This is a genomic window from Nocardia amikacinitolerans (genome assembly GCF_900215415.1).
In the GTDB taxonomy this organism is placed as follows: domain Bacteria; phylum Actinomycetota; class Actinomycetes; order Mycobacteriales; family Mycobacteriaceae; genus Nocardia; species Nocardia amikacinitolerans.
This window is the reverse complement of record NZ_OBEG01000001.1, coordinates 802593-823054: the sequence shown is the minus strand read 5'-3', so window position 1 is coordinate 823054 and position 20462 is coordinate 802593. Positions and strand designations below refer to the sequence as shown.

At 67.7% G+C, this 20462-nt stretch carries 18 protein-coding genes; 13 read left to right on the top strand and 5 right to left on the bottom strand.

Annotated elements, in window-relative coordinates:
• Nucleotides 1–230: 230 nt before the first annotated feature.
• Nucleotides 231–683, top strand: a complete 453-nt coding sequence (locus tag CRP45_RS03855; protein ID WP_067777954.1) for a DUF6325 family protein — start codon at nt 231–233, stop codon at nt 681–683.
• Between the two features lie 10 nt (nt 684–693).
• Nucleotides 694–987: an SHOCT domain-containing protein gene (locus tag CRP45_RS03850; protein ID WP_097243794.1), complete on the top strand. Its 294-nt coding sequence runs from the start codon at nt 694–696 to the stop codon at nt 985–987.
• Here CRP45_RS03850 and CRP45_RS03845 read toward each other — a convergent pair.
• The 3 genes from CRP45_RS03845 to CRP45_RS03835 are packed head-to-tail and all read right to left on the bottom strand — an operon-like array spanning nt 977 to nt 4769.
• On the bottom strand, nt 977–1513 hold the full coding sequence (locus tag CRP45_RS03845; RefSeq protein ID WP_097244552.1) for a class I SAM-dependent methyltransferase: 537 nt from the start codon (nt 1511–1513) through the stop codon (nt 977–979). The two genes, CRP45_RS03850 and CRP45_RS03845, sit on opposite strands and share 11 nt — an antisense overlap.
• Before the next feature lie 7 nt (nt 1514–1520).
• Nucleotides 1521–2918, bottom strand: coding sequence for an MFS transporter (locus CRP45_RS03840; protein ID WP_097243793.1), 1398 nt, complete (start codon nt 2916–2918; stop codon nt 1521–1523).
• A 12-nt stretch (nt 2919–2930) separates the two neighbouring features.
• Entirely contained in the window at nt 2931–4769 is a 1839-nt protein-coding gene (locus tag CRP45_RS03835) for a glycoside hydrolase family 15 protein (RefSeq protein WP_097243792.1), read from the bottom strand.
• A gap of 281 nt (nt 4770–5050) precedes the next feature.
• Here CRP45_RS03835 and CRP45_RS03830 point away from each other — a divergent pair, with 281 nt between their 5' ends.
• The 10 genes from CRP45_RS03830 (at nt 5051) to CRP45_RS03785 (ending at nt 15543) form a co-directional block, all read left to right on the top strand.
• A complete protein-coding gene (locus tag CRP45_RS03830; protein ID WP_097243791.1) occupies nt 5051–5464 on the top strand; it encodes a DUF7144 family membrane protein in 414 nt (137 codons plus the stop codon).
• A gap of 278 nt (nt 5465–5742) precedes the next feature.
• Complete coding sequence (locus CRP45_RS03825; RefSeq protein ID WP_097243790.1) at nt 5743–6105, top strand: hypothetical protein; 363 nt, start codon at nt 5743–5745, stop codon at nt 6103–6105.
• Nucleotides 6106–6116: 11 nt separating this feature from the next.
• Nucleotides 6117–7538 carry a S8 family serine peptidase gene (locus CRP45_RS03820; protein WP_097243789.1) on the top strand — a complete coding sequence of 474 codons (1422 nt, stop codon included), beginning with the start codon at nt 6117–6119 and terminating at the stop codon, nt 7536–7538.
• A 40-nt stretch (nt 7539–7578) separates the two neighbouring features.
• Complete coding sequence (locus CRP45_RS03815; protein WP_143861318.1) at nt 7579–8031, top strand: hypothetical protein; 453 nt, start codon at nt 7579–7581, stop codon at nt 8029–8031.
• A 4-nt stretch (nt 8032–8035) separates the two neighbouring features.
• On the top strand, nt 8036–8986 hold the full coding sequence (locus CRP45_RS03810) for a polyprenyl synthetase family protein (RefSeq protein ID WP_097243787.1): 951 nt from the start codon (nt 8036–8038) through the stop codon (nt 8984–8986).
• Nucleotides 8983–11163: a geranylgeranyl reductase family protein gene (locus CRP45_RS03805; RefSeq protein WP_097243786.1), complete on the top strand. Its 2181-nt coding sequence runs from the start codon at nt 8983–8985 to the stop codon at nt 11161–11163. Before CRP45_RS03810 ends, CRP45_RS03805 begins: the two co-directional genes overlap by 4 nt.
• A gap of 113 nt (nt 11164–11276) precedes the next feature.
• On the top strand, nt 11277–12605 hold the full coding sequence (locus tag CRP45_RS03800) for a lipase family protein (protein WP_097243785.1): 1329 nt from the start codon (nt 11277–11279) through the stop codon (nt 12603–12605).
• Nucleotides 12606–12668: 63 nt separating this feature from the next.
• The gene (locus CRP45_RS03795) at nt 12669–14264 is read left to right on the top strand and encodes a GMC oxidoreductase (RefSeq protein WP_097243784.1); all 1596 of its coding nucleotides are present in this window, start codon (nt 12669–12671) and stop codon (nt 14262–14264) included.
• 84 nt (nt 14265–14348) lie between these two features.
• Nucleotides 14349–15020, top strand: a complete 672-nt coding sequence (locus tag CRP45_RS03790) for a TetR/AcrR family transcriptional regulator (RefSeq protein ID WP_245909869.1) — start codon at nt 14349–14351, stop codon at nt 15018–15020.
• A gap of 79 nt (nt 15021–15099) precedes the next feature.
• A complete protein-coding gene (locus tag CRP45_RS03785; protein WP_067778292.1) occupies nt 15100–15543 on the top strand; it encodes a nuclear transport factor 2 family protein in 444 nt (147 codons plus the stop codon).
• Between the two features lies 1 nt (nt 15544).
• Here CRP45_RS03785 and CRP45_RS03780 read toward each other — a convergent pair whose 3' ends face one another.
• Nucleotides 15545–16294, bottom strand: coding sequence for a Mut7-C RNAse domain-containing protein (locus tag CRP45_RS03780; RefSeq protein ID WP_097243783.1), 750 nt, complete (start codon nt 16292–16294; stop codon nt 15545–15547).
• Between the two features lie 41 nt (nt 16295–16335).
• On the opposite strand from CRP45_RS03780, the gene CRP45_RS03775 reads away from it, so the two are divergent.
• Nucleotides 16336–17445: a CapA family protein gene (locus tag CRP45_RS03775; protein ID WP_372509783.1), complete on the top strand. Its 1110-nt coding sequence runs from the start codon at nt 16336–16338 to the stop codon at nt 17443–17445.
• A gap of 23 nt (nt 17446–17468) precedes the next feature.
• Here CRP45_RS03775 and CRP45_RS03770 read toward each other — a convergent pair whose 3' ends face one another.
• Entirely contained in the window at nt 17469–20372 is a 2904-nt protein-coding gene (locus CRP45_RS03770) for a UPF0182 family protein (RefSeq protein WP_097243781.1), read from the bottom strand.
• Nucleotides 20373–20462: the final 90 nt, after the last annotated feature.

The following is a 20462-nucleotide window of genomic DNA, read 5'->3' as shown; positions in this document are numbered from 1 at the left end:
TCCTGGAATGGGTTCGGGCACAGGGGGCGACGTCGGTGCGGTCGCGATGCCTTTATCGAATTCACTGTTTCTCGGACGACAGGCAGGTTATAGAGTAACACCACGTACGTCGGTGAATTCGAGATCGATCTCGACCACGCACGTCGGCTCCAGCTGTTCGCCAGGTCGAGAGCGATCTGTAAGCGAGCCAGGCAATTACGGCTCTTTCTCGGACAGAAAGAGGATTTACCGTGACCGAAACCGATATCGACGCGTTAGGCCCGGTCGATTATCTCGTGATCGAATTTCCCGCCGATCGGCCTCCGGACGGTTCGGCGCTGCCCTTGCTGGCCGACCTCGTCGAGCGCGGCATCATTCGAGTGCTGGATCTGGCGTTCGTTCGGAAGGATGCCGACGGCTCCCTCGCCGGAATCGACATCGCCGACATGGGCCTCGAAGGGGACGTCGACATCACCCTGTTCGCCGAGGCGAGATCGGGACTGCTCGACGAGACCGATCACGCCGAAGCGGGCGCGGCCCTGGAACCGGGGTGCTCGGCCGCGATCTTGGTCTACGAGAACAGGTGGGCAGCGCCTTTCGCGTCCGCGCTGCGTCGCAACGGCGCCCAGCTCGTCGCTTCCGGGCGCATTCCGATGCAGAGCCTGCTGTCGTCGCTCGATCTGCTCGAGACGGAAAGTCGATAGGGAGAGTCTCATGCCAGGATTGCTGCGCGGCGTAGCCCGCACCGCCGTGATTTCCGGAACCGCGACCGCCGTATCGAACCGGGTCTCCCGTCGTCAGGGAGAGCGCTGGGCGGCGCAGGAGCAGGCACAGCCCGACCCGTACGCGCAATATGCGCCACCACCTGCCGCACCCGCACCGCCGCCGAGCGGCGGCGCCGACATGGACCGAATCACGGCACTGAAAGAACTCGCCCAACTCAAAGCGCAGGGCGTGCTCACCGACGCGGAGTTCGAAGCGGAAAAGGCGCGCATCCTCAGTGGGTGAGCAGGATCTTGACGATGACGACGGTCGCGGCGACCACCGTCAGGAAGGCCGCGGTCAACACGGATGCCCGGTTCGGGCGCTCGCCGTTGAGATGGCCGATGACGAACACGATGCCCCCGATGCGGACCAGCACGGCCAGTTCCGCGGCGATTTGGGCGGTTCTCGGCTCGAGCCACCCGAGCCAGCCGGTCGCCAGAACGACGCACGGCAGTACCGCCGAACTGAGAATCGGGACGGAATTGCGCAATTCGTGCACCATCTCGGCCCGCGTCGATCGACTTCGATGGCGCACGCTGTAGCCGACGGCTTCGGCGAAAACGTGCGCGACGAACGTGGACAACGCCGTTCCGAGAACCACCAGGATTCCGACGTGCTTGGCGCTGGTGGTGATCGGTACCAGCGCCGCCAGAACCAGGACGTTGCCGTAGATGTAGGCGCTGATGCGGCTCGCCGCGTTCTCGCGATCCAGCGGCCTGGTGCGCGAGAACAGCGGACCGTGTAGCAGCGCGTGCGGGCTCGACGACACGTTGCCCTCAGCCCGCACCGGACGCTCCGGCGAGATGCGCCGCGTCCTGTCGGGGCAGCGCCGTGGCGGCCAGGAATCCGGCTATGCCGATGAGCGCGAGGGTGGTCATCGCGGCGGCGTAGGCGTGACTCGACAGACCCGCGACCAGGATGGTGCCCGCGATGGCGGTACCGAGCGAGGAACCCAGATTCGAGACGCAGCGCGACAATCCGGATATCTCGCCCTGCTGGTCCTCGCCGAAGCTGGACTGGACGATATCGACCGACGGCGTCAACATGACGCCGAGGCCGACGCCGATCAGCAGCAGCCCGGGCGCCAACGCCCAGGGGCTTTCGAAGCGGCCCGCCAGCGCCAGTAGTGCGCCGATGCCGACGATGGTCACCAGGAATCCCGCGATGATCAGGGTGCGTTGCGCGCGTCTGCGCGCCAGCCGTGCCGCGCCGAGCGAGGTCACCAGCAGCCCCACCGTGGCCGCGGTGAAGATCACGCCGGTCTCGATGGCGTTGTAGCCGCGGACGACTTGCAGGTACGCGGCGACCACGAACGAGGTCCCCATCAACAGCAGCCATTGGATGTTCTGCGTGACGAGGCCGAGGTTGGATGTGCGGTTGCGGAACAGGCTTGTCGATATCAACGGCACGCGGCCTGCCCTTTCCTTCGCGCGGATCGAGACGAAGAACAACACCAGCACCACCGCGCCAGCCACGATCAGCACGAGCATGAGCCGGATGTCGTTGTCGGCGGCCAGGATTCCCATGACGAGCAGCACCAGCCCGACCGCCGAAAGCACGGCGCCAACGACGTCGAACGGCACGGTCGGGTCCGGGGGTACCGGGTCGACGATGCGGCGGCCGAGCAGCACGATCGTCGCGACCACCAGCGCTTGGAACGCGAAGGCCGCGCGCCAGCCGATCCCCGAGGTGATGAGTCCCCCGAGCAGCGGTCCGGCCGCGGCGCCGATCCCGCCCATCGCCATGATCGCGCCGAATGCCCTTGCGCGGGAGGTGGTTTCGGTGAAGAACAGCGTGGTCAGGATGTAGACGGGCGGAATCAGCAGCGCGGTGCCGATGCCTTCCAGGATCGAATTGCCGAGGATCAGCACACCGAGCCCCGGTGCGAGCGCGCTCAGCACCGCGCCGATGCCGTAGATCGCCAGACCCACCATGAAACAGCGTTTGCGACCGTACCGGTCGGTGATCTTCCCGCCGGGGATCATCAGGGCTGCCATTACCAGCAGGAAGATCGTGATGACGGTCTGCACACCTTGCACCGTGGTGTTCAGGTCGGTGCTGATGTCGTTGATCATCACGTTCATGTTGGAACCGGCGAAGCTACAGATGAACTGCGCCAGCGCCAGCGGAACCAGCACCCCGCGGGGTGGGCTGAGCGCACCGGTATCGGCCATCGGCCTGCTCGCCTATCCGGTCGTCGTCGCCAACCCGGCTTCGGCGCGGTCGAGTTGCTCGTCGAGCGCCATGGCCGCCGCGACGAGCGCCAGATGGGTGAACGCCTGCGGAAAGTTGCCGAGCTGCTCGCCGGAGGGACCGATCTCCTCGGCGAAGAGCCCAACGTGGTTGGCGTAGGTGAGCATCTTGTCGAACGCGTAGCGGGCCTGGGTCAACCGGCCCGAGCGGGCGAGCGCCTCGACGTAGAGGAAGCTGCACAGGTTGAAGGTGCCTTCGACGCCGCGCAGGCCGTCCGGGGACGCCGCCGGGTCGTAGCGGTAGACCAGGCTGTCGCTGACCAGTTCGCCGTCCATGGCGTCGAGGGTGCTCAGCCATGCCGGATCCCGGGGCGATAGGAAACCCATCCTCGGCATCAGCAGCAGCGACGCGTCGAGTACGTCCGTGGCGTAGTGCTGCACGAACGCCTGCCGCTTCTCGCTCCAGCCACGATCGACGATCTGGGCGAAGACCGCGTCCCGCGCCCGCGTCCAGTTCGCCACATCCGCGGGCCGGGAATACTCCGTGGCCAGCCGGATACCTCGATCGAAGGCGACCCAGGTCATCAGTCGGCTGTAGGTGAATTCCTGTTGGCCGCCGCGGGTTTCCCAGATGCCTTCGTCGGACCTGTCCCAGTGCTCGGTCAGCCAGTCCAGCAGATTCGCGAACACCCGCCATCCCCAGATGCCGCCGATGTCCGAGGACTGCGCCATGGCGTCGGCGGCCTCGCCGTAGATGTCGAGCTGAATCTGGTCGGCCGCCGCGTTGCCGACCCGCACCGGGGCGGATCCGCGGTAGCCCTCCCAGTGGTCGAGTATCTCTTCCTCCAGTCGCGGATCGCCGTCGATCCGGTACATGATCTGGAGCGGCTCACCGGAGGCGGTGTCGCCCGCGTCGAGACGGTCGCGCAGCCAGCGCCGGAAGGCGTAGGCCTCTTCGGTGAAGCCCAGATCGATCAGCGCCCGCACCGACAGCGAGGCGTCCCGGATCCAGGTGTATCGGTAGTCCCAGTTGCGTTCGCCGCCAACCTGTTCCGGCAAGCCCATGGTCGCCGCGGCGATCGGTGCGCCGGTCGGCAGATAGGTCAGCAGCTTCAAGGTGATCGCCGAGCGGTTGACCTCGTCCCGCCACCGGCCCCGATACGTGGACGAACGCAGCCAGGACTGCCAGAAGCGGCGACACCTATCGAGATCGGCGATGGTGTCGTCGCGCTCCGGGGCTGCGGGGGCGGGCCCTTCGCTCGCCGTGCTGGTCAAGACCACCACCGCGGTCTCGCCCTGGGAGAGCGTGAAACGTGCCGTGATGTCGCCGTCGTCGGCGTGCAACGTCACCGGATCGGTCGCTTGCAGATGCAGGTCGGTATCCGGCCCGTGGAAGACCGCCGCCTGTTCGCCGCGCTGTTCCAGCGTGTGCTCGGCCCTGCCGTAGTCGAACCGGGGGCGGCAGGTCAGCGTGAACGTCAGGGTTCCGCGCACCACGCGGACCACTCGCACCAGCCGGTGTCGGTCGGTGGGTACGGGCTCCCGGATCGGTTCCATGAAATCGCCGACTTCGCCCACCCCGTCCGGTTGCATGAATCGGGTGACGAGAATGGCCGTGTCCGGCAGATACAACTGGCGAACGTTCTCGGCGGCGGATTCCACCGCCAACCGGCAGAAACCGCCGCGCTCGCTGTCCAGCAGCGAGGCGAAAATGCTCGGTGAATCGAATCTGGGCGTGCACCACCAGTCGATGGTCCCCGCCGAGGAGACCAACGCCGCGGTTTGCAAATCGCCGATGATGCCGTGCTCGGCAATAGCTGGATACGCGTTCACAAGCGCTCCTTCGATCATGGTGAAAACGCGACACAATTCGCGGCTGCCTGTCCGCCCGCCGCCTGTCCATCCGGAAGCACTCCCCTTCAGTGTGCGCCGACACCGCACCGAACGGGAGAGAAGAGGCGAAACACATGGATGATATTGTGGTCTGGATCACACACAATGGCGTGTGTGATCCCTGGTCTCGAATACCGGCTCGAATTCGGAAAAGTATCCGGAAACACTCGAAATACCGTCCAGCTCATACCCTTTGGAATCGCCAAGCGGAGGTGTGACCCATGGCCAGGCCAACCGAAACCAACGACTATCCCGTCAGTCAGGCCGTCGCGGCCGGAACGTCGATCGGCGCGGCATTCCTGCTGATGATCACCGGCATCGTGTCGATCCTGCAAGGAATCTCCGCGATCGCCAAAGACGAGATCTACGTGACCGGGCCCGAGTACATCTACCAGTTCAACACGACCGGCTGGGGCTGGGTGCATTTGATCCTCGGCATCCTCTTGGTGCTCGCGTCGGTCGGATTGATGGCGGGCCAAGCCTGGGCCAGGGTGGTCGCGGTGATTCTGGCTGGGTTGTCCCTGCTCGGAAACTTCCTGTGGCTCCCCTACTACCCGTGGTGGTCGGTGCTGGTGATCGCACTCGACGTCGTGGTGATCTGGGCCGTCACGACCTGGCAGCCCAATCGCGTCTGATTCGACCGGATCGCGCCGCCGCCGAACCCGAGCATCGGGTGGCGGCGGCGTTTCTCGTCCGGTCTCCGGCGCCGCTGTGCTGGCGCGGTTCGGTCCAGCAGACTGAAGGGATGACGCGCCCCGAGCTGAATGCCCGACCACAGTGGCGACGGACGGGAATCGCGAAATTCGATCCGTGTGACGACCCGTTCTGTTGCGGTTGACGCAAATCCGCACGGCGTGCCGAGCATCGCGGCCCGCACCCGAGGCGCCATGACACCCGAACCAGGGGCCACACGATGACCGAGTGGATACCGCCGAACATCTGGTCGAAGTTCGATCCCGCACTTCAGCGGGCGATCGTGGACGGACCGCCCGCGGAGGTCGCGGTGCTGGTCGTCCTCGCGCCCAGCGCCGACCAGCCGCCCGCGGGGCGCGGCGAGATCGCCGAGGAATCGCGTCGAGCGTTCGACCGTCGGGCCGAGGCGGTAGTCGATACACTTGTCGCGGCGGGTGGACGTGAGATCCGTCGGTTCTGGCTCAACCATGCTGTCGCAGCTCGGATATCGATACCACCGCTGGTCGCGGTCGCCAATCATGCGGAAGTCCGGGAGATTGTGCTGGATTCGCCGCGAGACGCCGAGGTCGTGACCGGGCACTGAGAGGAGCCGGGATGTCCTCGCCGTTCGGGCAGGATGGTCTGTCCGCCGCTGAACGTAGCCGTGCGCAGTTCGACTGGTACGTGCAGACCAGACGCAAAGCCCAGCTCGAGGAGTTGATGGCGAGCGCGGGGGCGGCGGTGCGCAAGATCGATTCGTGGGTTGTCGGCACGATCCTCGCCGAGCGTGCGGACAACAAGCTGGCGACCTGGACCGGCGCGCCGGCTCCGAACGAAGAGCCGGTGCACGAGGTCATGATCAATCTGACGTCCGGCCGAGCCATGGCGCGGGGCGGTGCCGTCCCGAAAGCGGAACGGGCGCGGGCGATCGACGTGCGCCGCGCCGAGGCCGACATCGCGTTGCGGGGCATCCGAACGGAATTCGAGCGCCGAGGCATCGAGATCCAAGAGGAATTCTGGCTGACCCACAGCGTGCTGGCCACGCTCACCTCGTCCGAAGTGCTCGCGATCGCGGCGCGCGACGACGTCGGCAGCATCATGAGCAACAAGCTGCGCCATACCGAGACACTCGATGTCAGCCGCCCGCGTATCCGTGCGGATGTGGTGGTGCCCGCCGGAACCACCGGAGCCGGTATCTCCGTGGCCATCGTCGACACCGGTGTCGACGGCGCCCATCCCGCGCTCGCGGGCGTCGTTGGCCCGCAACAGGATGTGACCGGCACGGCGGTCAACCGCGACGACCGGGGCCACGGCACCCACTGCGCGGGAATCGTCGCGAGCCAGGACGCGACATTTCGGGGAATCGCTCCCGGGGCGGCCATCATCGACATCCGCATCATGGATACGACTGGCAGTTCGAGTCCCGCGTGGGCCACCGCCGGATTGACCGCGGCGGCGACCTCCGGGGCCGACATCGCGAGCAACAGTTGGGGATTCTCGCACCGCGACGGCGCGTGGTTCTGCCCCAGCGGCAACTGCGTGCTCTGCACCGCCGCCGACAATCTGGTGAACCTCGGCGTGGTCGTCGTCGCCGCGTCGGGCAACGAAGGCGTCGACTTCTGGGGGGATTACGCCACGAAGATCCGCTGTCCAGGCAACGCGCGCAACGTCGTCACCGTCGGCGCGACCGACGATGCCGACGTGATCGCGGACTTCTCCAGCCACGGCACGACGCCGGACGGTAGGCCGAAGCCGGATGTCGCGGCGCCGGGCGTGGCCATCGCATCTACCCGGGCGGCAGGCACCGGGAACCCGGCGGCCGTGGTCGCACCCGGCATCATCAACAAATCCGGCACAAGCATGTCGACACCGCATGTGGCCGGCGTCGCGGCGCTCATGTTGGACAAGAACGACACCGTGGCGCCCGGCACGGTCAAAACGCTCATCGTCACGACCACGCCGGGACCGATACCGATCGTCTGGTACGGCAGGGTCGACGCACGGGCGGCGGTCGATGCCACGCCGTCGCCGCCCTGACGGCGCGCCACACAACCGCTCCAACGACGAGAGGCGTTTCATGGAAGAGGATTTCGCGCCCCGCGCCACCAGCGTCACCGACCGAGATCGGACGCTGGCGAACGAAGTGCGGCGGGGTGTCACGAGCTTCCGTACCGAGAACCCGGCGGAGTTCCAGGAGATGGTCGGCGAGTTCGACGGCCGCAAGGCGAACGTCGCTGTGCTCGATTTCGGCCGGATCCACGTACGGGTCGGCGGCGGCGACGTCGTGATCGAACCGGGGCTCGGAGAGGGCGAGATGATCCACGGCGCGATCTATCGGGAGGCCGCGATGTCGATCGCGGGCGGCCGCCTCACCCCATTGCAGGCGTACTTCCGTGGCGACGTCATCGTCCGGGCTCCGGCCGGTGACCTGCACAACGGCTACGGCTTCTTCGTCCGATTCGCCGAACTCGCCTTTTCCTCGGCGCGGCTGCGCACCCAACTCGACGAGCTTCGCGACGAATTCCTCTGAGACCGTGTCGCTTTCGGACCACATCGGATGGGAAGGGCGGCTCGATGACGCCATGCGCGTCGCCGTGGCCGCGCCGGACCCCGGCCTGCACCGCATGGCGGGCGAGCTGATTCGGCACGGCGGCAAGCGGCTTCGCCCGCGGTTGCTCTTCCTCTGCGCGAGTCTCGGCTGTGCCGCCGAAGAGGTGCTCGTCGACTCGGCTGCCGCGATCGAACTCCTGCACGTCGCGTCGTTGCTGCACGACGACGTGATGGATGGCGCGGCGACCAGACGCGGAGCGCCGAGCGTGAATTCGCGCTGGGGCAACACCGACGCGGCGACGACAGGAACGCACGTGCTCGCGTGCGCGATGGCCGTACTCGCGCGCCTTCCGCAGGCCGCGGCCTCCGCCGTGACCGAAGCGGCCTTCACGGTGTGCCGCGGTCAGCTCCGCGAGACGGAGCACGTGTACGACACGAACCTCGACGCCGACGAACATCTCGAGATCCTGCGGATGAAGACCGCCACGCTGTTCGAGCTGCCGTGCCGGCTCGGCGCGGATCTGGCCGGGTGCGATCCCGCCCATATCCGTGGCCTCGCCGAGTTCGGGCGGGAGCTCGGCGTCGCGTTCCAGCTCACCGACGACCTGCTGGACCTCGTCGGAGACTCGGCGTGTCTCGGCAAGCCGACCGGCGCCGATCTGCGAGCGGGCGTGTTCTCGCACGCGGTTCTGCTCGCGCTGCGGCAGGACCCCGGTGGACGGCTGGCGGCGCTGTTGCGCCACGAGGAACTCACCGGTGCCGAGGCGGCCGAAGCGGCGGCGCTGGTCCGCGCGAGCGGCACCGTCGACTCGACGCGTGAGCTGGCACGGGAGCGCGCCCGTCGGGCGGCCGCTGCGCTGGCTGAATTGCCACCCTTTCCCGGTCGGGACGAGCTCGCCGATCTGGCAAGGCACACCCTGAGTCGGACGCGATGAGCGCACGGAGCCGGTACGACACGGTGGTGGTCGGCGCGGGACCCGCGGGATGCGCCGCCGCCTACCATCTCGCTGTTCGAGGACGCCGAGTCCTGCTGCTCGAGGCGCAGCGCTTTCCGCGCGCCAAGGTATGTGGTGACGCGCTGACGCAGCGCGCGGTTCGGATCCTCGCCGACATGGGCGTCCTCGACTCGCTGCCACCCGCGCAACGGATGCGCGGTGCGCGGATACACATGCGTGGTCGTGGCTGGCGCGATTTCGACTACGCCGCCTACCGGGGTGCGGACAGTCACTGCCTGGTCGTGCCGCGCGTCGTGCTCGACGAGGCGATCTGCGCTCGCGCCGTTGCCGTCGGCGCCGAACTCTGGGAGGAGGCCGCGGTCACCGCGCCGATCATCGAGAGCGGGCGGGTCGTCGGGGTACGGGTCGGCCGTCGCGGCCGCCTCATCGACGTCCGAGCGTCCGTGGTGATCGCGGCCGACGGAGCACGATCGCGGCTGGCACGCACGGCCGGTCTGCTGCGCGAGGGCGATCTCGGCATCGGCATCCGCGGCTATCTGACCGAGCTCGACGGGATGCTGGACCGGCAAGAGATCTTCCTGCCGCTCGACGACGTCGGCGGGCGAGACCTGTTGCCCTCGTACGGCTGGATCAACCCGACCGGCGCGAAGGAGGCGAACATCGGCGTCGGGTTGTTCGGCCCCGGCTATGAACACCGCGCGCAGGACGTGTTGCACAGCTTCGTCACTCGCCTGCGCGGGAGCCGGGCGGCGTTCGCCGACGGCCGGTTGCGCGGCGGCTGGGCCGCCGCGCCGTTTCGGCTCGACTTCTCCCCCGACCGCTGTGTCGCCGACGGGATCTTGCTCGTCGGTGACGCGGCGGGCCTGGTGAACCCGTTCACCGGCGAGGGCATCAGTTACGCGCTCGAGTCGGGAAGGACCGCGGCCGAGGTCGTCGACCGGGCGTTGGTCCGCGATCCCCTGCGACCCGATCTGCTGGATTACGCGCTACTGCTGGAACATTCGTATTCCGGGTGGCTCGCGGCGGGCCGCAGATCGTCGCATCGCTACCAATTCGTCTGGCGGGTGCTCGAGAGCACGTTCGACAGCGAGCGCGTGCCGTTCGCGCTGTGTCGCCGCGCGGTGCTTCTGCCGGAAGGGCTCGGTGAGCTCCGGGCTCACCGCTCGATCGATGACGTGGCCGCACTGATGGCCCCCGGTATGGATGTACGCGCCGATCTGCTCGGTGTCGGCGACCTCATGACGAGCGCCGTCCGTGACGAGTGGCCCTTCCTCGCCCGCCTGGTCACCTCGGGTCGGGGCGAACCGGGCGTGCCGTTGCGCCCCGCACTGTTGCTTTTGCTGACAAGCTGTTTCGGCGATCGGGGCGCCGGCGCTCGTATCGAACTCGGCGCCTCGGTCGAACTCGGCGCCTTGGCGGCGTTGGTCCAGCTCGGCGTCGAGAACACCTCGACACCGCATTCGAGCTGGGGAAACAGGTTCGCGATTCTGGTCAGCGACCTGCTCATGGCGAAGTCGCTGCACTTGGCCATCCTCGGTGGGCAACCGGCCCTCCAGCTGATCTCGAATGCCGTCACCAGGGTGTGCACCGGCCGGATTCGGGAGCGACGGCACGCGTTCGACGTGCGGATGACGGAAAACCAGCACATGTCGCTGATGGAAATGCAGACCGCGTCGGCGTTCGAGTTGCCATGCCGTCTCGGCGCCCTCACCACCGGAGCCGATCCGAAACATGCTGCGGCCCTTGCGGATTACGGCCGCGCGCTCGGTGTCGCGTACCGCTTGACCGAGGATATCCGAACCCTCACCGAGGTGACCGAACCCCGGGACGAAACCGCGCTCGCGGGGTTGCGCGACGGTGCGCTGACGCACTCGATGCTCGCCGCATTGCGGCACCAGCCGGATGGTCGGTTGGCGCGGCTGATTCGCGATGGGTCTTCGATCGCGGACGATATCGACGAGATAGCCGCGATCGTCGAGGAGAGCGGAGCGCTCGACGTGACCCGCGCTCTGGCGCGCGAGTACGCCGACCGGGCGGCGGACGCGCTCGCCGTGCTACCGGAACACCCCGCGCGCGCATCGCTTTTCGCGCTGACCGACTACGCGGTCACCCGGCACGTTCCGCAGCGACCGGATCTGATGTCCGCCTTCCGGTAACCATGTTACTGTACCGTCCGTCGTGGCTGTGACGGGTGTCATGCATCCGGCGCGGTGCGGCACAGGACACTCCGGCGACGGCGTCGGGGGGTGAACTTCACGGAGAGTTATCGATGCAGCGAGTGCACGGAAGGCGGTCGCTATCACGGGCCGCCCGGATGGCGGCGGCGGTGGCCGTTGCCTGCGCGACGGCGGTGGCCGGGGTCGGAGTGGATGTCACGGAAGCGGCGGCCGACGAGGTCAGCGCCTTCTACACCCCGCCCGCGCAGATTCCGCCGGGACCGGGCGCGATCATCAAAACCCAGCCGATGCCGCTGTTCGCGACCGCGCCGACCCTCGAGGGATGGCCGGGCCAGGCGCAGCACGTCATGTACACCACTCGATTCCAGGACGGTTCGCCGGTCGCGGTGACCGGAACGTTCATCGATGCCACCGGCCCGTGGCAGGGTCCGGGACCGCGCCCGACCGTCGTCATCGGTCCCGGTACCTCGGGCCAAGCCGACCGCTGCGCGATGTCGGTGGCGTTCTCGACCGGAATGGCGCTGTTCACCGACCCCTCGCCGGGACTGTCGGCGAATCAGGAACTTCCGTCGTCGGCGGTGTGGAGCTCGCTGGGCGCCCGGGTCCTGGTGACCGACTACATCGGCCTCGGCACGCCCGGTATTCACACCTTCGCAAATCGCATCGAGGGCGCGCACGCCCTGCTCGACGGCGCACGGGCGGCCAACCATCTGGCGGGCGTCGGACCGGAAACCCCCGTGGTGTTCTGGGGCTACTCGCAGGGCGGCGGCGCGGCGGCCGCGGCGGCGGAGATGCAGCCGAGCTACGCGCCGGAACTGAACCTCAAGGGCACCTGGGCCGGTGGTCCCGTCGCGGATCTCGCGAAGATCCTGGAACGCATCGACGGCGCTCTGATCGGCGGCGCCATCGGCTTCGCCATCAACGGCATGCTCGCCCGCTACCCCGATCTGCACACGGCGGTCGACCGGGTGACCAGCCCCGCCGGACACGCCATGCTGAACACGCTCAGCACCTCGTGCATCGGCGATGTCATCACCCATCACCCGTTCCTGCGAACCAACTCGATGACGATCGACGGCCGATCGCTCACCGAACACCTGCACGGGATCCCGGAAGCCGGTCCGGCGCTGAACGATCTGCGCGTCGGCACCATGAAGCCCACCTCGCCGGTCCTGATCACCAGCGGCATCAACGACGACACGGTCCCCTACAACCAGGCCCGCCAACTCGCCGAGGACTGGTGCGCCAAGGGCGCCACCGTCACCTTCCGCACCAACGATCTGCCGCCGATCTTCCCCGGCGCCACGGTCCCGAATCACTTCGGACCGGAACTCATCGACGGCTTCGGCCCCGACAACGCGATCACCTACCTCCTCGATCGCCTCGCCGACAAGCCCGTCTCCGGCTGCACGATCGACTGATTTCCCGGCGCCAGGGACATCGGCGTCCCTGGCGCCGCCCGAACGATTCCCGAAGGTCTTGTGATGACTGTAATTTCGCGCCGGTCGATGCTGACCGGTGCCGCCACGGCGGGCGCGGTACTGCTCGGCGTCCGCTCGCTCGGTGCGCCCGCCCCGATCGCCGCACGGGTCAACACCGTCCCGCTGACCTACGAAGACCATCGCGTCGTGGTGGTCGGCTCCGGTTTCGGCGGCGGAGTCAGCGCGCTGCGCCTTGCGGAAGCGGGCGTGCCGGTGACGGTGCTCGAGCGCGGGTTGCGCTGGCCCACCGGCCCGAACGCCGAGACGTTTCCTCGCGCCTCCGTCCCCGACAAGCGGTTGCTGTGGTGCCGGTCGAGTCCGAACCTCTTCGGCAGGCCGCTGGTGTTCGAGCGCTACACCGGCCTGGTGGAGGCGGTGCCGGGGGTGAACATGACGGCATTGTGCGCGGCGGGCGTCGGTGGCGGGTCGCTGGTCTACCAGGGCATGTCGCTGCAACCATCGGAAGCGGTGTTCGACACGCATTTTCCGCAGGAGCTCGACTGGGCGACCATGAACCGGGTGCACTACCCGCGGGTGGCGCGGATGCTCGGCCTCGCCGAAGCGCCCGACGAGTTGATCGCGACCGAGAACTACCGGGCGGCGCGCGTCTTCGCCGACCGGGTGCGCCGGGCCGGGATGCCGCTGTCGAAGATTCCGATGCCGATCGATTGGGATTTCGCGCTCGCCGAGCTGCGCGGGAAGATGAAGGCGTCCTACACCAACGGCGACGGCGCCATGGGCGTCAACAACGGCGGAAAGCACTCCGTCGATGTCACTTACATCGCCGCCGCCGAAGCCACCGGGCTGGTGCGAGTCGAAACGCTGCACGAGGTCACCGATGTCGAGCGCGCACCCGACGGTCGCTGGACGGTGCACGTGCAGCGCTTGGACACCACCGGCGCCGTGGTCGAGAACAAGATTCTCACCACGCGCGCGTTGATCATGGCCGCGGGCAGTCTCAACACCACGCGACTGCTGGTCCGCGCCGGAGCGAAGGGGCTGATTCCCGATCTGCCGGACGGCCTCGGTCATGGCTGGGGCACCAACGCCGACCGCATCTACGTCTGGACCGATCCGTCCGCGGAATTCGGTGCGCCGCAAGGAGGTCCGGTGATCTACGGCAGCAAGAACTGGGCGGATCCGCGGGCCGCCTACACCGTGATCCAGGCGTCCATCCCACCGCTCTCGCTCGATCCCGCCAGCACCATGATGGTCGGCTACGGCGTCAGCGACGGGCGCGGCGCGTTCACCTACGACGCGGCCCGCGACGACGCGATTCTGCACTGGCCCGAGCACGGCGACCGCGGCATCCAGGACAACCACATCGGTCCCGCGGTGCACAAGATCGCCGGACCCGACGGGATGCTGCTCGATACCAACGCCCTGTTTCCGTCGACCTGGCATCCCCTCGGCGGTGCGAGCATGGGCGCGGTCTGCGATCTGGACGGCCGGGTGCACGGCCAGCCCGGCCTCTACGTCCTCGACGGTGCGCTCATGCCGGGCAACACCGCGGCCTGCAATCCCTCGATGACCATCGCCGCCGTCGCCGAACGAGCATTGGACAACCTCGTCGCCCGCGACGTGGGCACGCGCATCTGACCGCGTTTCGCCGAGCCGCCCGTTTCGCGGCGGCTCGGCGGTGCGGCGCCCTCGGTCGTCCGACGACTGGATTACGGTTGGCGGGTGGCCAGGACTGGTGAAACCGAGACGGCAACCAAGATCATCGACACCGTGCTCTCGCTGCTCGACTCCGACGGATACGACGCGGTGCAATTGCGCCCTGTCGCGAAGCACGCGCACGTCTCCTTGGCGACGGTCTACAAGCTGTATCCGACCCGAGACGAACTGATCCTCGCGGCGGTCGAACAGTGGATGGCCACCAACATCTACACCGAGCTGGCGCCGCCATGCGAGAACGAATCGCTGGCCGACGGTCTGCTTCGGCTGGTCCGATACGTGTTCGAGCCATGGGAACGCAACCCTCGAATGCTCACCGCCTACTACCGAGCACGCTCCGGCCCCGGCGGTCAGCGGCTGGACACCCAGGGCTTCGACGCCGTCCTGCCCGCCGCGACCGTTCTCTTCACCGGGATCGACCCCGACTACATCGCCGATGTGGGGCTCGTCCTGAGCAATATGGTCTACGCCCTCGTCGGTCGCTTCGCCAACGAGGATCTGGCGATCACCGAGATCCTGCCCGCGCTCGAACGAACCATCGCGCGGCTCACCGGAAACAACGAGCCCTTCGCGGCGGCCGCCGGATCCCCCGCCCCCGACGCACCACCCTTCACCTGGAGTCCCTCGATCGTTTCGCCGTACTCCCCCGGTCCGGACGGCGCCGAGCAACCGTCGTAGCAAAGTCGAAGCGCGCGCCGGGCAGGAACGTGTTCTAGGGTGGGTCGACGCCCGCTGTATCGGAGCTTCGGAGGCACCCGTGCTGTCATTGCAGGAGATTTCGGACCGGCTCGAGATCCAGGACCTGATGGTTCGGTACTCGCACGCCGTCGACACGCGGCAGTGGGACCTGCTCGACGAGATCTTCACCGCCGACGCCCACATCGATTACACGGCGATGGGCGGACCGGCCGGCGATCTGGCTTCCACCAAGCAGTTCCTCGCCACCGCCATGCCGAACTTCCCCGCCTTCCAGCACCTGGTCAGCAATTCCTCGATCACAGTGCACGGCGACACCGCGACGGCCCGCACCATGTGCCACAACCCGATGCTCGTCGCGGGCGAGAACGGCACGCAGAGCCTCATGCTGTGTGGGCTGTGGTACCTGGACACCTTCGCCCGCGTCGACGGGCTCTGGCGCATCAGGCAGCGCGTCGAGGAGAAGAGCTACATGTTCCTCGCGCAACAGGTCAACGGCATCTGACCTACCCACTCGCGGCGCGTATTCGGGCGACCATGTCGTCGAGTCGACGCTGATGCGATCCCTGCCAGTAGACGCGGCCGCAGTCCGCGCACTGGCGGAAGGCGTCGTAGTAGCGGCGGGTGAGCGGTTCGAGCCGGTCGAGGACCTCCTCCTTGGCGACATCGGTGACGAGGCCGCCGCAGCGCAGGCAGCGACTGAACGGCGCGAGCCGATCGGTCAGGTCCAGTCGGCGGATCAGCTCGACGATCTGCTCGAACGGACGATCCGCGTGCACGAAGACGCCGTGCGTGACTGCGCGCCGCGCCAGCAGCCCGCGATCGCGAGTGAGCAGGATGCGGTGCTCGGCGGCCGCAAGCTCGGCGAGCTCGGCGTCGTCGGCGTCCCATTCGCAGCGGGCGTCGAGTCCCATCAGCCGCATGAGCCGCGCCAGCCCACCGAGATTCACGTCGACGACGAAGCGCGGATCGCGCAGCGGGCGGGCGCGCACCCGAGTTACCGGCCCGACGTCCAGCGTTTCGAACATCGGATACACCGCGAGCCGATCGCCAGGACGCGGGCGGTGGCCGAAGTCGACGGAAACGCCGTTCACCAACATCAGATCGATCTCGGTGTGCGGAATGCCCGCGGCTTCCACGATGTCCTTCACGGTCTGGTGCGGACGCATCGGCCGCCGCTGCGCCGTGTACCGGAGGTCAGGGTGCAGGAAGTCGTTCAGCTCGGCGTAGACGCGCAGCTCGACACCGGCGGTCATACGACCATTGTCGTCCAAGCACCGGCGCGGGCGGGCGCTCGATGATCGACAATGGTGGTATGCCGACGGTGCTGCTCGGCGGCGATGTCATGCTGGGCCGCGGGGTGGATCAGATCCTGCCGCACCCTGGCGACCCGCTGCTGTGCGAACGGTATGTGCGCGACGCGCGGATGTATGTCGAGCTGGCCGAGGAGGCGAACGGCGCGTTCGCCCGTCCCGTGGATTTCCGGCGGCTGTGGGGCGACGCCCTCCCGCTGCTGGCCAAGGCCGACGCGCGACTGATCAACCTCGAAACCGCCATCACCGCCGACGGGACGTTCGCACCCGCCAAGGGAATCCACTATCGGATGCGGCCGGACAACATTCCGGTGTTGACCGCCGTCGCGCCGGTCGTCTGCGCCCTTGCCAACAATCATGTGCTCGATTTCGGCGCGTACGGGCTGACCGACACCCTCGACACCCTCGATGCCGCGGGCATCGACCACGCCGGAGCGGGAACGGATCTCGACGGCGCCCGCACTCCGGCGACGGCCGAACTCGGCGACGGCAGCCGGGCGGTGATCGTCTCGGTCGCCGCCGGATCCAGCGGTGTGCCGGAATACTGGGCGGCGCGTCACGATCGGCTCGGACTGTGGCGGATCGGCGAGACACCGAGCGCCACCGCCGCCGACGAGGTGGCCGCCGTTGTGCTCGCGGCCACCCGCGACCAGGACGTCGCGATCGTCTCGATCCACTGGGGACCCAACTGGGGCTACCGAGTGACGCCGAGCGAACGGCACTTCGCGCACCGGCTGATCGACGCGGGAGTCGATGTGGTGCACGGACATTCGGCGCACCATCCGCGGCCGATCGAGATCTACCGCGGCAAACCGATTCTGTACGGGTGCGGAGATGTCGTCGACGACTACGAAGGCATCCACGGCCACGAGAGCTATCGCACCGATCTGCGCCTGCTGTTCCTGGTCGACCTGGACGCCGGAGCGGTGCGGCTGCGCATGATTCCCCTGCGAATGCGCCGCATGCGCCTGCAAACGGCCGAACCCAACGAGGCGCGGTGGCTGTGCGAGACGATACGGGAGATCAGCCGCGGCTTCGACACGCGCGTCGCTACGCGGGCCGACGGACTGCCGGTGGTGTATCGCGAAGACTGACGAATTACCTTCGGCGGCAACGACTATCGGCCGGGGATGCCGAGTTCGTTCAGCTGCTGCTGAAGACGATCGAGGGCCTCGCGCATGGCGTCGATCTGCGCGTTGAGCTCGGCGATCTTCGCCTGATCCACCGGTGGCGGTGCCTGCGCCTGCGCCTGCGGCGGTGGCGCGGGTAGCGGCTGCTGTCCCGGTGGCGGCGGCGCCGCGGGCCCACCGCCGGGTGCGGTGGCGAGCCGACCCGTTTCGGGGCCGAAGACTTGAACGAGCGCCTCGGCGATGGTCGGGGCGTAACCGACGAGGACGCCGCCGGTGCCCGGTTCGCGATAGCTGACCAGCACCCGCGCCAGCTGCGGGAACGTCGATCCGTTCGGCGCGTTCGAGATTCGCTCGGTGAACAGCGGTTCGACATAGAGCACACCGCCGTCGGCGATCGGCAAGGTCAGCAGGTTGCCGTACTGGATCCGGTTCGAGCGCTCCAGCAGTGTCCGTTCGGAGGCGACCCTGGTATCGGAGATCATCGAGTTCTGGATCTGCTGCGGCCCCTGGGTGAGGGTGTCGGTGGGCAGTTGCAGGACGGTGATCTTGCCGTAGTTCTCCGGATCGGAGTCGGCGGAGACGTAGGCGGAGAGGAATTCCCTGTTGAACCCGACCATCGCGGTGGCGAGCCGGAACGTCGGCTCGGCGCTGCCGGGCTCGCCGACCAGGACGTAGAACGGGGGCTGGTGCGGGTTGGTCTCGACGGTGGGATCGCTTGGCACCGACCAGAAAGCGTTGGTGGTGAAGAACTCTCGCGGTTCGTCCACGTGATACTTGGCCAGCATCTCGCGTTGGATCTTGAACTGGTCCTCCGGGTAGCGGAAGTGCGCGCGCAACTCCTCGGTGATCGACTCCTCGGGTTCGACCGTGCCGGGAAAGACCTTCATCCACGCGTCGAGCACCGGGTCGTCCTGGTCGACCTGGTAGAGGGTGACCGTGCCGTCGTAGGCGTCGACGGTGGCCTTGATCGAGTTCCGCAGGTAGGAGATGTCGTGCGAGCGGCCGCCGGTCTCGCCGGGCGGCTCGAGCATGTCGAGCGAGGTGTGCTTGGCGTAGGGGTAGCCGTCGATGGTGGTGTAGGCGTCGACGATCCAGACGATTCGCCCTTTCACGACCGCGGGGTAGGGGTTGTGGTCGGTGGTCAACCAGGGCGCGACGAGTTCGACGCGATGGCGCGGGTCGCGATTGAAGATGATCTTGGAGCCGTCGCCGATCGCCTTGGAGAAGATGATGTTTCGTTCGGCGTAGAAGATGGTGAAGGCCATCCGGTTGAACCAGTTCCCGATCGGCACCCCGCCCGCGCCGGTGTAGGTGTATTTCGTTGTGTCGGTGTCGTATTCGCGTGGTTCGGTGCCGCCGCCGACGATGGCGTAGTCGGGATCCGACTCGGCGATCACTTCGCCGAAGTAGATGCGCGGCTGATCGACCGGAATCAGCTGCTGCCCGGAGGATTGGGAGGCGATGTCGCTCACCGTGTAGATCGGGTAGCCACTGTTGCTGCTCGCGGCGTCGCCCGCGGCCTCACGCACCGCGGCGTTGACGCGGTTGGCCGGCGCGGCGACGAACCCGTTGCCGTGCGTGTAGACGGTGTGCCGGTTGACCCAGTGCCGCTGGTTGCCGCTCAGCGCGTTCGGCGTCAGCTCGCGGGCGGCCACCACGTAGTCGCGCGGTTCCCCGTCGACGCGGTAGCGATCGAGATCGAGATGCGCGGGGAAGCTGTAGAAGTTCTTCAGCTGTTGCTGCTGGGTGAAGGTGCGCGAGAGGACGTTCGGATCGAGCAGGCGCGCGTTGGCGATCGTGGTCACGTCCGCGGGTACTTCGGGCGGCGGCTTGGTGCCGATTCCGGGGTAGTCGCGGTATTCGACATGGTCGCTACCGATTCCGTACGCCTGCCTGGTGGCGGTGATATTGCGTTCGATGTAGACGCGCTCCATGTCGGCGGCGTTCGGACGAACCGAGAGCTGCTCGACGAGCAGCGGCCAGACCGCGCCGACCAGAATCGACGACAGCAGCAGCAGCGCGGCGGCCATCGCCGGGATGCGCAGGTCCCGCACCACGACGGCGGCGAAGACCGCCGCGGCGCAGATGACGGCGATCGCGAAGAGGATGAGCCGGGCGGGAAGCACCGCGTTGATGTCGGTGTAGCCGGGACCGGCGAAGGTGGGCTCCTTGCTCCGGGTGGACAGCAGCGAGTAGCGGTCGAGCCAGTAGGCGGCCGCCTTCAAAGTGATGAATGTGCCTGCCAGCACCGCGAGTTGGACGCGAGCCGCGTGGGTCAACCCGCTCGCTTTCCCGGAAAGGCGCAGGCCGCCGAACAGATAGTGCGCCGCGAGGCAGGCCAGGAACGCGAGGACCGTCGCGACGAACAGCCAGTTGACCAGTAGCCGGTAGAAGGGCAGATCGAAGACGTAGAAGCCGACGTCGTGGCCGAATTCGGGATCCGAGATGCCGAAGGATCCGCCGTGGACGAACAGCTGAACCGTCACCCAGCCCGACTGCCCGATCAGACCGCACAGCAGGCCAAGCGCGGCGGCGATGCCGAGGCCGAACAGTCGAGGCCGCCGCAGCACCGCGGTGCGGTAGGGGCGCAGGACGTCCTCGTCCCCGGTGTCGGGTAGCACGAGCGGACGGAACCGGTACGCCAGCCACATCGCCGCGAACAGCGCGCCGCCGATGAGCAGCGCGACGAGGACGAACAGCGCGAGCCGGGTGAGCAGCACGGTGAGCCAGACGCCGCGAAAGCCGACCTCCCCGAACCACATCCAGCTGACGTACGCGCCGACCAAGCGCGGAACGACGATCAACGCGGCGAGCAACAGCGCGGCCGAGATCACCAGCACTCGAGTGCTGCGCGGCAACCGCCGCAGGCCGAGACCGTCGCGTGCGCTCATCACCCACTCTCCCGTGGTCGCGCAGGCCGAAGCGGCACGGCCGACGCGAGACCGTCTGGTTCGATTCTACCGGGGTCGCTGCCCCAATCT

Excerpts from the sequence above, each read along its gene's own strand:
- CRP45_RS03800 (WP_097243785.1), top strand. The coding sequence starts at position 11,277 with ATGCAGCGAGTGCACGGAAGGCGGTCGCTATCACGGGCCGCCCGGATG.
- CRP45_RS03840 (WP_097243793.1), bottom strand. The coding sequence starts at position 2,918 with ATGGCCGATACCGGTGCGCTCAGCCCACCCCGCGGGGTGCTGGTTCCG.
- CRP45_RS03830 (WP_097243791.1), top strand. The coding sequence starts at position 5,051 with ATGGCCAGGCCAACCGAAACCAACGACTATCCCGTCAGTCAGGCCGTC.
- CRP45_RS03775 (WP_372509783.1), top strand. The coding sequence starts at position 16,336 with ATGATCGACAATGGTGGTATGCCGACGGTGCTGCTCGGCGGCGATGTC.
- CRP45_RS03805 (WP_097243786.1), top strand. The coding sequence starts at position 8,983 with ATGAGCGCACGGAGCCGGTACGACACGGTGGTGGTCGGCGCGGGACCC.
- CRP45_RS03770 (WP_097243781.1), bottom strand. The coding sequence starts at position 20,372 with ATGAGCGCACGCGACGGTCTCGGCCTGCGGCGGTTGCCGCGCAGCACT.
- CRP45_RS03820 (WP_097243789.1), top strand. The coding sequence starts at position 6,117 with ATGTCCTCGCCGTTCGGGCAGGATGGTCTGTCCGCCGCTGAACGTAGC.
- CRP45_RS03795 (WP_097243784.1), top strand. The coding sequence starts at position 12,669 with ATGACTGTAATTTCGCGCCGGTCGATGCTGACCGGTGCCGCCACGGCG.
- CRP45_RS03815 (WP_143861318.1), top strand. The coding sequence starts at position 7,579 with ATGGAAGAGGATTTCGCGCCCCGCGCCACCAGCGTCACCGACCGAGAT.
- CRP45_RS03825 (WP_097243790.1), top strand. The coding sequence starts at position 5,743 with ATGACCGAGTGGATACCGCCGAACATCTGGTCGAAGTTCGATCCCGCA.
- CRP45_RS03780 (WP_097243783.1), bottom strand. The coding sequence starts at position 16,294 with ATGACCGCCGGTGTCGAGCTGCGCGTCTACGCCGAGCTGAACGACTTC.
- CRP45_RS03850 (WP_097243794.1), top strand. The coding sequence starts at position 694 with ATGCCAGGATTGCTGCGCGGCGTAGCCCGCACCGCCGTGATTTCCGGA.